Source organism: Phascolarctobacterium faecium DSM 14760 (assembly GCF_003269275.1).
GTDB lineage: Bacteria > Bacillota > Negativicutes > Acidaminococcales > Acidaminococcaceae > Phascolarctobacterium > Phascolarctobacterium faecium.
The window spans coordinates 401,296-414,739 of record NZ_QLTS01000001.1 but is presented as its reverse complement, the minus strand read 5'-3'; the positions used below and the strand labels follow the sequence as shown (position 1 = coordinate 414,739).

Below are 13,444 nucleotides of genomic sequence, written 5' to 3'. Positions count from 1 at the left end.
ACGAAGAGATGCTGGCAATTGGAATTGACCCTGGTACTGCTATCTGCGGCTTTGGCCTGGTGGAAATGGTAGGGAATAAACTGACTCCTATCCATTATGGAGCTGTGTTTACGGATAAGGATATGCTGCCTGAACTCAGGTTGAAAAAAATCTACGATGAACTGAGCGTCTTATTGGATGAATATCGTCCGGATGTGATGAGTGTGGAACAATTGTTTTTTAACCGCAATGTAACGACAGCAATAAGCGTTGGTCAGGCTCGCGGTGTGGCACTTTTGACAGCAGCTAACCGCGGTATCCAGATCACGGAATTTACACCGATGCAGATCAAGCAGGCTGTTGTAGGTTATGGCGGCGCTAACAAAGAGCAGGTGACTTTTATGGTGCAGAAGCTCTTGAATATTCGTACAAAACCTAAACCAGACGATGTCGCTGATGCTTTGGCAGTGGCGATTTGCGGATTGCATACGGCAGCGACAAGACGATGGCAGGAGTTGAAGTAAATGATTGGATCAATTAAAGGAAAGGTGGCCTATCTGGCAAATGAATATTGTTTGTTGGAAACTAACAGCGGTGTTGGCTACAGGGTCTTTATGCCTGCGGCTCATTTGGGACAACTTGCTGTAGGAATGGAAGCTAGAGTGCACACTTATATGGCTGTGCGCGAGGATGCTATTTTACTGTTTGGCTTTCTGAATCAGGAATACTATAATTTATTTTTACTTCTTCTTGGGGTCAGCGGTGTTGGTCCTAAGGTTGCATTAGGCATTTTGTCTGCCGTTAAGCCGGATGATTTTTATCTGGCAGTGCAAAGCCGTGACCTTAAGGTTTTAACAAAGTTGCCAGGGATTGGTAAAAAGACCGCTGAACGGTTACTTTTAGAATTAAAAGATAAAGTAGGCGGTATAGGCGGTGACAGCGACAGCGGTTTTGCCGATACTGCATTTGGCGGCGGTAGTGCTGCTGTGGATGAAGCTATTGAAGCATTGTGTGCTTTAGGATACTCTAATTCGGAAATCATGCCTGCTTTAAAACAGATTCCGAATTATGCAGAACTTAGCAGTGAGGTAATTATTAAGCAGGCTCTCAAATTGTTTGCCGGGAGGAAATAATGCAGCCGGAAGAAAGAATTATTACCGGACAGGAGCAGGACGCCGATGTATGGCAATACAGCCTGCGTCCTCGCCGCCTGGCCGAATATATCGGGCAGAATCAGGTAAAACAGAATATGGAAGTATTCATCAAGGCTGCTGCCGACAGGAAAGAAGCGCTAGATCATGTGCTTTTATTTGGGCCGCCTGGTCTGGGGAAAACCACATTAGCAAATATTATTGCCAATGAATTGAATGTTAATATTCGTGTTACGTCAGGACCTGCTATTGAACGACAGGGTGATCTGGCAGCGATTTTGACTAATTTAGGTGATAATGACGTGCTTTTTATTGACGAGATTCACCGCTTATCCAAAACAGTGGAAGAAATCTTGTACTCAGCAATGGAAGATTATGCTTTGGATATCATTATCGGTAAAGGCCCGAGTGCGCGCAGCGTGCGGTTAGATTTGCCAAAATTTACGCTTATTGGTGCTACGACACGTTTAGGAGCCATTGCGGCTCCTTTACGTGATCGGTTTGGTGTACAGTGCCGGTTGGAATTTTATAAGCCTGATGAATTACAGTTTATTATTACACGTGCTGCTGAGATTTTAGGTGTTGAGATCGCTGCTGACGGAGCAGAGGAAATTGCACGTCGCAGTCGCGGAACTCCGCGTGTAGCGAATCGTTTGTTAAAGCGCGTGCGCGATTTTGCACAGGTGTCAGGTGCTGCGGTTATTACTGGACAAATGGCAGATGAAGCTTTAGCACGCTTAGAGGTTGATCGTTATGGCCTTGACCGCAATGATCGACGCATTCTTCAAACGATTGTTAAAACATTTTGCGGTGGACCTGTTGGTATTGAAACCATTGCGGCTGCAGTAAGTGAGGAAACAGATACTATTGAGGATGTAATTGAGCCATATCTTATGCAATTGGGGCTGCTTCAGCGTACACCGCGGGGGCGGATTGCCACACGTGAAACGTATCGTTATTTGGGAGTGCCTTTCCCGGAAAAGGGATGATGTGATGAAACTGCTATTGCACGCCTGCTGCGGACCTTGTGCATGCTATCCTGCAGAGAAGCTGTTGGTTGACGGCAAGGCTTTTGATATTTTGTATTTTAATCCAAATATCCATCCATATAAGGAATTTAAACGGCGATTAAATGCTTTACGAGAGTTATGCGAGAAAAAACGTTATAAGCTGATTGTAGATAAAAGCTACCCTCTGGAAACTTGTGTGCAAGGGATGCTGGATGAACCTGTAATACGCTGCGCTTACTGCTACAGAGTGCGGATGCGTTATGCAGCTCAGTATGCCAAAGAAAATGGTTATGATGCTTTCTCAACGACTTTATTAGTCAGTCCGTATCAGAAGCATGAACTGATCATACAAATGGCTGAAGAAGCTGGGAAGGAATTTGATATCCCGTTTTACTATGAGGATTTTCGCAAAGGTTATCAGCGTGGTGTTGATATAAGCCTAGAGCTGGAGTTATATCGTCAGCCATACTGTGGCTGCGTATTCAGTGAAAGGGACCGTTATGAGAAGAAGCCTAAGGTAAAGTTAGACTAGTTTTAGAGAAGGGGGCGTCCTCATGAAAAAACTGCTGCTGCTTGTCGCGTGGGTATTCTGTATCAATTGTGGCATAGTAATGGCTTCATCGCCTGATATTGCTGTTGCTGTCGTACATGGTCAGTTTGCAGCTGAGCTTAGCTGTGAGGATGAACTGATGGTAAGAGTACCGGATACCGGAGAGGAAATGGTTTTGAAACCGGATAGGTATTTTGTAAATGCTGAGGGTGGTACTGTCAATTTGGGTGCGCAGAAGTTTGGCGCCAAAACGTTACGTTTTGTGGTAAAAGAAAATGGCAAGCCCATTGAAGTAAATAAAAAAGCTTACCGTGGCAGCTTTGAGGTACGTATTTCCGCTGACGGAAAGACTTTAGATGTGGTCAATGTACTGCCGTTAGAGCAGTATTTATATAGTGTTGTGGGCGAAGAAATACCTGTGATTTTCCCTGATGAGGCAATTAAGGCCCAGGCTGTAGCAGCAAGGTCGCTGGCTTATAACAGGCTTGGAAACCGCAGTCGTTTAGGTTATGATCTGAAAGCCAGTGAAGAAGGGCAGGATTATTATGGACTGACAACAGAAAAGCAGGCTATTAATAAACTGGTCGATGTCACAGCGGGAATGGTAGTCACTTATAACGGGCAGCCAATTGAAGCTGTTTATCACCAAAGTGGTGGCGGGCAGACGGAAAACAGCCGCGATGTGTGGGGTAGATATGTACCTTATCTGCGCAGTGTGAAGGATTACGACTGGGATGCACCTATGTATAACTGGGAAAAAGCTTTGCCTGCAAGTGAGATCGAACGACGTTTATCGACGCGTGGATATGCTGTCGGCAAACTTGAAAGCATACGTTTATCACCGCTGGAAGGCAGTAGCAAAATGTTTGGAAATGATCGCACTGCCAGCGGACGGGTGCAGGAAATGCTATTCAGCGGCAGCGGCGGGACATTTCTTTTTACAGGACAGCAGGTGCAGGAAATATTAGGGCTCAACAGTACTTTTTTTGAAGTGGAAGTCAACCGTCCTGTACCAAATTCTATTGAGATTCCTATTGAAAATCCTTATGGAATAGAAATTGGCAGGAAGGAAGTCCCGATAAAAGTCAGCGAACGTAGTATTAGTTTTAAAGATATTTTAAAGGATCTGCATTTTGTCAGCGGTGAAAAAGGTGAGATGGTAACTTTTAAAGGCCGTGGGCAGGGGTCCGGACTGGGGCTTTCCCAGTGGGGAGCACGTGGGATGGCAAATAGTGCGCCGCCACGCAGCAGGGACTATTATAAAGAAATTTTAACTCATTATTATACAGATACCAGGGTTGAAAAAATTTACTGAAACCGGAGATTAAGATGCAGGTAAAAGATTTTACTTATGAATTGCCGCAGGAATTGATTGCGCAGTATCCGTTGGAACCGCGCGATCACTCAAGATTGCTTGTTTTAGATAAAAATACGGGAGCAATAGAACACAGATATTTTTATGATTTATGTGAATATTTGCGGCATGATGATTTACTGGTTTTTAATGATACACGTGTTATTCCGGCACGTCTGCATGGCGTGAAGGATACTGGTGCAAGAGTTGAGGTATTTTTGCTGACTCGTTTAAACAGTACGGATTGGGAAGTTTTGGTTAAACCTGGTCGCAAACTGCGCGTTGGGGCAAAAATAAAATTTAGTGATGAGTTGTCCTGTGATATTATTGCTGATACGGATTTTGGCGGAAGAATAGCGCGTTTTTATTATAATGGCGTATTCGAAGAGATTTTGGATCGTTTGGGTGAAACGCCGCTGCCTCCGTATATTACGGCACCACTGGAAGATAAGGAACGTTATCAAACAGTCTATTCAAGAGAGAATGGCAGTGCTGCAGCACCAACTGCCGGATTGCATTTTACCAAAGAACTTTTGCAAAAGATTAGGGATATTGGCTGCGAAGAGGTTTTTGTAACACTGCATGTTGGTCTTGGCACTTTTCGCCCTGTCAGTGTTGATGACATCAAAGATCATGTGATGCACAGAGAGTTTTACTCTGTTTCACCTGAAGCGGCTGAAGCTATTAATAAGGCTAAAGCTGAAGGTCGGCGTATCGTTGCTGTAGGAACTACTGCGGTACGTACTTTAGAAGCTGCGGGTGAAAGTGGTGTGATTAAAGCTGGCGGGAACTGGACAAATATCTTTATTTATCCTGGATATCGCTTTCGACTGGTAAATTCATTGATAACTAATTTTCATTTGCCGCAGAGCACGCTTTTGATGTTGGTATCAGCCCTGTCAACACGTGAGATTATGCTGTCGACTTATGCTGAAGCTGTACGCGAACATTATCGTTTCTTTTCTTTTGGTGATGCTATGTTTATTACTGATTTGAATAAATAATTTTTAGGAGAATTTATGCACGCAGTTACATATGAATTAATAAAAGAGTGCAGTCGGAGCGGCGCGCGATTAGGTAAATTACATACTCCGCACGGAACTTTTGATACGCCGATGTTTATGCCTGTTGGAACACAGGCGACCGTAAAAACATTAGCGCCAGAAGAATTATATGCTATGGGCAGTCAGGTTATTTTGTCTAACACTTATCATTTGTTTTTACGGCCTGGCCACGAATTGGTCAAGAAAGCCGGAGGTTTGCATAATTTTATGCGTTATGACCGGGGGATGCTGACAGACAGCGGTGGATTTCAGGTTTTCAGTTTGGGAGCCATGAGAAAAATCAAAGAAGAAGGTGTGACATTCAGGTCGCATATTGACGGTTCAAAAAAATTTCTGTCGCCAGAGATAGCCACAGAAGTACAGGAAGCATTAGGCGCCGATATCGCAATGGCTTTTGATGAATGCATTCCTTATCCGGCTGATTTTGATTATGCAAAAGAATCAACTCTGAGAACTACGCGTTGGGCCAAACGCTGTTTAGATATACATACCCGTGAAGACCAATCTATGTTTGGCATTGTTCAGGGTGGAATGTATCCGGAACTTCGAAAAATGAGTGCTGATCAGCTGACGGAAATGGATTTTGCTGGTTATGGAATCGGTGGACTGAGTGTTGGTGAACCTAAGCCGCTGATGTATGACATTTTAAACCAAACAACTGAGCATATGCCAAAGAATAAAGCCCGTTATCTAATGGGAGTTGGAACCCCAGACTGTATAGTAGAGGCAGTAAACCTGGGTGTCGATATGTTTGACTGTGTATTTCCAACAAGGGTAGCGCGTAACGGTACAGCAATGATCCCAGAAGGACGGCTGGTTGTACGGAATGCAGCATATGCTGAGGATTTTCGTCCTATTGATGAACGCTGCGGCTGTTATACTTGCCGTAATTTTTCACGGGCCTATATCAGGCATCTGTTTAAGGCAGAAGAGTTGTTTGCTCTGAGGCTGCTTACGATTCACAATCTACATTTTCTGCTTGATTTTACAAAGCAGATTCGTTCTGCTATTGCCAGTGATACTTTCCCTGAGCTGCGCGAAAGATTTTTAGAAAATTATCGAGGCTAAAACAGGATTTTTCGTTTTTATGGCGAATATAATCCCAGATAGGGGAGAATTATGAAGGAGGTGTTCCCATGCAAGGTGGAGATACTATGGCGATGATCAATGCGATCTGGCCGTTTATCTTAATGGGCGGTATCTTTTATTTTATGCTGTATCGTCCTCAGAAACAAGAACAACAAAAACGTCAGAGAATGCTTGATTCTTTGAAAAAAGGCGATAAAGTAGTGACTATTGGCGGTATGTTTGGTGTGATTACCGCTATCAGTGAAAAAAAGGTTACCTTAAAGCTGGCTGAAGACGTGGAAGTTGATTTTGCACGTTCCGCTATCAGTGCTTTTCAAGATCCCGTTAAGCAGGAAATGGCAGAAAAATAATGAAGAAACAACAATTGCGCAAGGAGTTAAAATCTTTGCGCAATCAGCTTTCTAGGGATCAGGTTGACCGCTGGAGCAAAAAAATCTGTGCAAATATTATGCTTTCGCCACAATATCGTCATGCTGACGTCATTTTTGGTTATCTGGCATTCGGAAACGAACCGAATATAGACATTGTTTTAGAGCAGGCTAGACTCGCTGGTAAAACGGTTTGTGTTCCGCAGATAATTTCAGAAACAGAGATTTGTGCGGTGCGGTTTGAAGGTTTTGGTCAGTTATCACTTGACCGTTACGGAATCCGCAGTGTTAGTGGTACAGATGTTGTGATAAATCCACATGAAATAGCTTTGGTATTGGTGCCTGGAGTTGGGTTTGCTAAAAATGGCAACCGAATAGGCATGGGTGCAGGTTATTATGACCGCTTCTTGGCACAGGTTGATAAAGCTGTGCTGATGGGTGTGACTTATAATGCCCTGTTATGCAGTAAAATACCAGTAGATTATTATGATAAACCGGTGCAGTATCTGGTTACTGAAACAAACGTTACTCTTTGTGAGTAGCTTGTTTATAAAAGTTTTGATGAACTTACTAAAGGGGGCAGCTAATTTTGAGATGGAATGAATTAGGCAAATTCTTGATTATCTCGTTGGCGATAATCGGGGGTTTCTGTGTTTATATTTCGCCTTTGTCAAATTCCATTAAACAGGGACTTGATCTGCAGGGTGGTACACATGTTGTGCTTCAGGCTGTTGATACACCTGAGTTAAAGGTTGATGATGATGCAGTTAATCGTTCAGTGAAAATTATTGAACGCCGTGTCAATGAACTTGGATTGACTGAACCGGTTATACAGCGTCAGGGTAAGGATCGTATTATTGTTGAGCTTCCTGGAGTTAAAGATCCTGATAAAGCGATTGCGATGCTCGGACGTACCGCACTTTTGGAATTTAAAGATGTCAGCGGGAAAACTGTTCTGACAGGTAAAGACTTAAAGGATGCTAAAGCGCAAATTTCTCAGGGCAACCAGTCTGTTGTCGGTTTGGAGTTCAGTGATGAAGGCGGCAAAAAGCTTGCTGATCTTACCGCACGTAACATAGGTAAACCGATTGCTATTGTGTTAGATGGTGAAGTGCTTACCAATCCTGTAGTACAGGAAGCTATAACTGGCGGCAGAGCTCAAATCTCAGGATCACGTACTATGGAAGAGGCTGAGCATTTGGCTATTTTACTGCGTAGTGGTTCTTTGCCTGTGAAAATTGAGGTTATGGAAAACCGGACTGTTGGACCTACATTAGGTCAGGATTCTAAAGAAAAAAGTATTAAAGCTTTTGGAATCGGTGTTATCGGTGTTTTTGTATTTATGATTCTGTTTTACCGTTTGTCAGGTATTGTAGCTTGTATTGCATTACTGCTTTATGTAATGATGCTGCTTTTAGTGATGCGGTATCTGAATGCGACGCTGACTCTGCCTGGTATAGCTGGTATCATCCTGTCTATTGGCATGGCAGTAGATGCTAATGTCTTGATTTTTGAACGATTTAAAGAAGAAATTCGCAATGGTAAAACTTTACGTTCAGCAATGGATGCAGGATTTAATCGTGCGTTTGTAACTATTTTTGACTCTAACGTAACGACTTTAATGGCTGCCGTTATTCTTTTCTATCTTGGTACTGGACCGATTAAAGGCTTTGCAGTAACATTGGCTATTGGTGTTATTTTGAGTATGTTCTCGGCTATTACTGTGACTAAATTTTTGCTGCGCTTTTTGATTTCAAGCAATTTCACTAAAAATCCCGCTTTCTTTGGCGTTTCTGCTCCGAAGGAGGTGAATAAATAATGTTTTCGATCGTAAAGAATTATAAAATTTTCTTTTCCATCACCATTATTTTTCTGTTGATCGGCTTTGGTTCTATTGTTACCCGTGGTTTCAATCTTGGAATTGATTTTACAGGCGGCAGTATTGTTGATTTGACTTTTGAAAATCCAGTCAATGTGGCACAGGTTCGGGATGTCCTGAAAGAACATGATATGGGCAATAGTATCATCCAACTGGAAAACAGTGATGGCAAAACTGAAGCCAACAGTGTATTGATTCGTACTGGTGTTGTGGAGGATACTGAATTAAGAGCTACGATGAATGATCTGCAAAGCAAGCTTGGCAATTATCAGATACAGCGTGTTGAGCAGGTTGGCGCTACAATCGGTTCAGAACTGGTACAGCAGGCGGCTATGGCAATAGTTCTTTCCTGGGTATTGATGATTGCTTATATTACCTTTAGGTTTGAGTTTAAATTTGCAATAGCGGCAATTATAGCACTTATTATTGATGTTTTGGTAGTATTGAGTTATTTCTCATTGTTCCAAATGGAAATGGATTCTTCGTTTGTTGCAGCACTGCTGACGGTAGTCGGTTATTCTGTTAACGGTACGATCGTTATTTTTGACCGTATTCGTGAAAATCTGAAAATACATCGACGCAGTGAAAGCCTGGGCGAGATGGTCGATAACAGCATTTGGCAGTGTATGACGAGGACAATTTATACTGTGGCAACATCATTGTTTGCTATAGTGTCAATCTTCCTTTTTGGCGGAGAGACTATACATAATTTTTCTTTCGCTATGCTGGTAGGTTTTGCCAGTGGTGCCTATACTTCGATTTTTCTGGCTGGTCCGATGTGGATGTTCTTGAAAAATAAGAAAATTGGCATTTGATGAGTAAATAAAATCCCCTGTGCAAAGCACAGGGGATTTTTCATTTATCTGTGAATAGTATTGTACTGATACAAAAATGAGATCTTTTTTCATAAAAATGCTTGATAGTACTCAGAAATAGATTTCGTTTTTTGAAGCGGCTATTTAAATAGAGCGAAATAACCGTTGATAAAAATTCCAAGAACGATCAGAGGCAAAATATAAGTGACATAAAACCGCATCCATTTAGGAAATTTAAGACCGTTGCCGGTATCAGCTTCTTTGATAAAATTGTTCCAGCCCCAGCCATAACGCTGTGTGCAAAATAGCAGATAAACGAGGCTGCCTAATGGCAGTAGATTGTTGCTGATAAAGAAATCTTCTAAATCAAGGATACAGCTTCCAGGACCTAACGGCTGGATATGGCTCCAGACATTGAAACCAAGTATACAGGGCATAGAAAGCATTGTTATCAGCACTATATTGATATAAATAGTTTTACTGCGGCTCCAGCCAGTAAGATCGCGGATGCAGGCAGTTATATTTTCAAAGACTGCAATAACAGTAGAATAAGAGGCAAATATCATGAAGAGGAAGAATAATGCTCCCCAAAATTGACCCCATGGCATTGCGTTAAAAACGTTAGGTAAAGTTACAAAAAGGAGGTTAGGTCCGCTGTCCGGATTAACACCAAAACTAAAGCAGGCTGGAAAAATGATCAAGCCTGAAATAAGTGCTACGGCTGTATCCAAAATAGTGATAAATACTGCCTCGCCTGTTAGAGAACGTTCTTTGGCAATATAGCTTCCGAAGATAGCCAGAGCACCTATACCAAGGCTGAGTGTAAAGAAAGCCTGTCCCATAGCGGCGAAAATAACTTCGGAAACACCTTTTTCAAAGACTTTATTGAAATCAGGATAGAGGTAATATTTAAGACCAGCTTCCGCTCCTGGTAAGAACATGGAGTTTGCAGCTAAGGCTAACATGAGGATGAGCAGGCATAACATCATTGTTTTTGTGATTTTTTCTACACCGGCCTGTAAACCTAAAAGACAAACACCAAAACAAACCAGGACTGTCAGGACCATATTGAAAGTCATAGTCAGCGGATCACCAAGCAGGCTACCAAAAAGAGCGCCTACACCATTAGCATCAAGCCCTGCGAAGTCACCAACAGCCATTTTATAAAAATAATACAGCATCCAACCAGCAACTGTTGTGTAGAACATCATCAGGATATAGTTGCCGGCAATAGCTCCGTATTTATAAAGGTGCCATTTAGTTCCTTTGGGTTCTAAAACATCAAATGAAAGTGCAGCGCTACGGCAGCTGGCACGGCCTACTGAAAATTCTGCTACCATGATAGGCAATCCTAGAATGAGCAGGAAAAATAGATAGATAAGTACGAAAGAGGCGCCTCCGTACATGCCTGTAATAAATGGAAAACGCCATACGTTACCAAGGCCGATAGCACAGCCTGCAGAAATAAGGATAAAGCCAAGTCGGGATGAGAAATTTTCACGTTCCATAGTAATAAAAGTCCTTTCACTCTGCATACACAGCATATGATAAAATAATAATTATAGTAAAAACAATTATACAAAAGAATCTGATTTTTGTAAATTGTTTGTGAACTTAGAATGAAATGAAAGTAAAAAGCATCTTGAATTTTCAAGATGCTTTTTTTGTAGAGGTAGTTCGTTTTCCTGTTAATAATAAACCTAACCAAGGAAGTTTACCTCCTAATTTAGTTATGATAATACTTGAGAGTACAGATAAAGTGACAAGAAGACAGTAGATCAAAAGAATTTTTTTGCTTGTCATAACAATTCCGCCAACGTGACAAAGCCTGCTGATGATATCCATCCAAAAGGGATGGATAAGATAAACAATAAGCGAGTTTACTGATAAGAGATGAATAAACTTTCTGATAGGATTCGAAAGACTTGTTTTGGCAAAGACTGCACAGAAAAAAATCAGAGAACCTATTGTGTAAAGGAACCCCTGCAGACTTAATTGCTGAAGAGTGTTTACCAGAATGATCAGACTGGAATTATGATAAAAATAATAATAGTAATAACTGCCCCCGATAAACAAGAGCGTAAAGATGTAGAAGACACTTACTTTTGTGAAATGTCTGATAATAAATTTTATAAAAGTATTATAATAAACTGCTGCCAGGCCGCCTGACATAAAAATAAATAAATAATGCAGAGGCAGGTAATTTAGACGATAGTTAAAAAGGTTTTGTAAAAATACTGGTAAGTCAGTACTTTTAAGATTGGGATGACAGGTCCAGTAGTTGAAGACGATCTGCAGTAAGAACAGCAGCATAAAACCAAGTTTAAGACTGCTGTTTTGGAAAAAAGAAAATAATTTATGCCATAATGGGAAAGTAAAATAAAACCATAGCAGTATGACCATAAAATATAAGTGGTAGCAGGCTAAACCATAAAAGAGCAGGAAAAGGATATTTGCTGGCTGCCAGTTTATACATCCTGGCATAACAGCAGAAAAGTAAAGCAGATAAAACAGTGACCAGATAACATAGGGAAGTCCGACACTTTGCAGCCGTTTTTTTAAAAAAGGCAGATAAGCTATAGTAGTTTCTGGTCGGTATTGGCAGAATAAACCATAACCGGAGATAAAAAAGAATGCGGGAACACTATAGCGTGAAAGTATTTCCAGCAGCATATATAAGAAACTATTGGGATAAGGTGCTTCTAGGACAAAAGAACCAACGTGGATACCGATGACTCCAAGCATACAGATACCGCGCAGGTCGTCAATTATTTGATTGCGTTCCGGCATAAGATACTCCTTTTGAAAGTAGATTTATTGATTTATATATTATACTCTAAGCCTGCAGGGATGGCAAAGGAAAGTATGAACAAATAAAAAAACAGACTCGTAAGAGTCTGTTTTTAGGAGGTTATAAAACAATGTTTAAGGATTAACTGTTGCGCGGTAAACCTGTTTGCCATCTTTAAATCCAACTATAACAGCACTTTTTACTGCATCGTGGGAAGCGTCTAAAGAGGTTTTGCCTGTTACTGCCTGAAAATCTTTGGTAGCAGCTAATGCTTCTGCTACTTTTGCTGATTCATAGACACCTGCGCGTTTGATGCTGTCGGCTAAAAGCATGGCTCCATCATAGCCAAGCACTGCGGGCGCGTCAGGTTTTTGCTTATAAGTTTTAGCATAAGTATCTACGAAAGCTTTGGAAGCTTCATTGGTAGAATCCGGGCTGTAATGGTTTGTGAAATAGGTATTGTTAAGAGATGATGCACCTGCTATTTCGACTAATTTAGGACTATCCCAGCCGTCACCGCCGATAATAGGAACAGTAATACCTAGTTCACGGGCTTGCTTGCATATTTTACCTACTTCTTCATAATAACCAGGTACATAAATTACTTCAGGCTTTGCCGCAGCTATTTTTGTCAAAACAGCTTTAAAGTCCGAATCTTTTTGCAGATATGATTCTTCAATGACAACTGTACCGCCTTTTTCTGTATAAGCTTTTTTGAAAAATTCAGCCAGACCTTTGGCATAGTCACTGCTGTTATCAATGTAAACAGCAGCTTTTTGGAGCTTCAGTTCATTTAAAATAAAATTAGCACCGACAGTACCCTGAAACGGATCGATGAAGCAAACTCTGAAGGTATTTGGTTTTACCTTACCTGTTTTTTCATCTAAGGTTACTTTTGGATTAGTGGCTCCAACTGCAAGAAAAGGAACCTTAGCGGCTTCACTTACGTTAGAGGCAGCTATGGCACTGGAACTGGCAAATAATCCCATAACAACGGGAGCTTTATCCTGATTGACCAGTTTACTCATTGCATTAGCAGCTTCTGCAGGTTCAGATTTATTATCGGCAACGACCAGTTCAATTTTTTTGCCAAGCAGACCACCGGTATCATTTAGCTGCTGTACGGCAAGTTTGATTCCATTTGTAATGGATGTTCCGTAAGTAGCGTTATTACCTGTCAGCTCAGCAACAACGCCTATTTTAATAGTGTCTGCTTTCTTGTCGCTGCCTGTACTGCAGCCGCTGACTAAAACTGACATGGTTATAAGGGCACCGCCTATGGCAAGAGCCAGTTTTTTCTTAGTAAATTTCATGATAAATCCCCCTCATAAATAAATTAATAATTACGAAGAACAACAAGGTATTGTACTGGAGAGAAAAAGTCGAATTAAAAG

General features: G+C 41.5%; 14 protein-coding genes. 11 read left to right on the top strand and 3 right to left on the bottom strand.

Annotation, left to right across the window (positions count from 1 at the left end):
* The first annotated feature begins 8 nt into the window (after positions 1 to 8).
* The 11 genes from ruvC (at position 9) to secF (ending at position 9,259) form a co-directional block, all read left to right on the top strand.
* Positions 9 to 503, top strand: coding sequence for a crossover junction endodeoxyribonuclease RuvC (ruvC, locus tag C8D73_RS01960; RefSeq protein ID WP_113077153.1), 495 nt, complete (start codon positions 9 to 11; stop codon positions 501 to 503).
* Entirely contained in the window at positions 504 to 1,112 is a 609-nt protein-coding gene (gene ruvA / locus C8D73_RS01955) for a Holliday junction branch migration protein RuvA (RefSeq protein ID WP_113077152.1), read from the top strand.
* On the top strand, positions 1,112 to 2,119 hold the full coding sequence (gene ruvB, locus C8D73_RS01950; RefSeq protein WP_021717611.1) for a Holliday junction branch migration DNA helicase RuvB: 1,008 nt from the start codon (positions 1,112 to 1,114) through the stop codon (positions 2,117 to 2,119). Before ruvA ends, ruvB begins: the two co-directional genes overlap by 1 nt.
* Before the next feature lie 4 nt (positions 2,120 to 2,123).
* The gene (locus C8D73_RS01945) at positions 2,124 to 2,672 is read left to right on the top strand and encodes an epoxyqueuosine reductase QueH (protein WP_113077151.1); all 549 of its coding nucleotides are present in this window, start codon (positions 2,124 to 2,126) and stop codon (positions 2,670 to 2,672) included.
* Between the two features lie 22 nt (positions 2,673 to 2,694).
* A complete protein-coding gene (locus tag C8D73_RS01940; protein ID WP_046430066.1) occupies positions 2,695 to 4,005 on the top strand; it encodes a SpoIID/LytB domain-containing protein in 1,311 nt (436 codons plus the stop codon).
* 14 nt (positions 4,006 to 4,019) lie between these two features.
* Entirely contained in the window at positions 4,020 to 5,048 is a 1,029-nt protein-coding gene (queA, locus tag C8D73_RS01935; RefSeq protein ID WP_113077150.1) for a tRNA preQ1(34) S-adenosylmethionine ribosyltransferase-isomerase QueA, read from the top strand.
* A 15-nt stretch (positions 5,049 to 5,063) separates the two neighbouring features.
* Positions 5,064 to 6,176: a tRNA guanosine(34) transglycosylase Tgt gene (tgt, locus tag C8D73_RS01930; protein ID WP_021717615.1), complete on the top strand. Its 1,113-nt coding sequence runs from the start codon at positions 5,064 to 5,066 to the stop codon at positions 6,174 to 6,176.
* Between the two features lie 68 nt (positions 6,177 to 6,244).
* Positions 6,245 to 6,547: a preprotein translocase subunit YajC gene (gene yajC / locus C8D73_RS01925; protein WP_021717616.1), complete on the top strand. Its 303-nt coding sequence runs from the start codon at positions 6,245 to 6,247 to the stop codon at positions 6,545 to 6,547.
* Positions 6,547 to 7,107: a 5-formyltetrahydrofolate cyclo-ligase gene (locus tag C8D73_RS01920; protein ID WP_113077149.1), complete on the top strand. Its 561-nt coding sequence runs from the start codon at positions 6,547 to 6,549 to the stop codon at positions 7,105 to 7,107. The genes yajC and C8D73_RS01920 overlap by 1 nt, the downstream gene beginning before the upstream one ends.
* Positions 7,108 to 7,154: 47 nt before the next feature.
* A complete protein-coding gene (gene secD, locus C8D73_RS01915; RefSeq protein ID WP_113077148.1) occupies positions 7,155 to 8,384 on the top strand; it encodes a protein translocase subunit SecD in 1,230 nt (409 codons plus the stop codon).
* Positions 8,384 to 9,259, top strand: coding sequence for a protein translocase subunit SecF (secF, locus tag C8D73_RS01910; RefSeq protein WP_021717619.1), 876 nt, complete (start codon positions 8,384 to 8,386; stop codon positions 9,257 to 9,259). Before secD ends, secF begins: the two co-directional genes overlap by 1 nt.
* A gap of 140 nt (positions 9,260 to 9,399) precedes the next feature.
* Here the strand turns inward: secF and C8D73_RS01905 are convergent, their stop codons facing one another.
* The 3 genes from C8D73_RS01905 to C8D73_RS01895 form a co-directional block, all read right to left on the bottom strand.
* Positions 9,400 to 10,767, bottom strand: a complete 1,368-nt coding sequence (locus tag C8D73_RS01905) for a sodium-dependent transporter (RefSeq protein WP_113077147.1) — start codon at positions 10,765 to 10,767, stop codon at positions 9,400 to 9,402.
* 142 nt (positions 10,768 to 10,909) lie between these two features.
* Positions 10,910 to 12,049 carry an acyltransferase gene (locus tag C8D73_RS01900; RefSeq protein WP_113077146.1) on the bottom strand — a complete coding sequence of 380 codons (1,140 nt, stop codon included), beginning with the start codon at positions 12,047 to 12,049 and terminating at the stop codon, positions 10,910 to 10,912.
* A gap of 135 nt (positions 12,050 to 12,184) precedes the next feature.
* Entirely contained in the window at positions 12,185 to 13,363 is a 1,179-nt protein-coding gene (locus C8D73_RS01895; protein WP_113077145.1) for an ABC transporter substrate-binding protein, read from the bottom strand.
* Positions 13,364 to 13,444 lie beyond the last annotated feature (81 nt).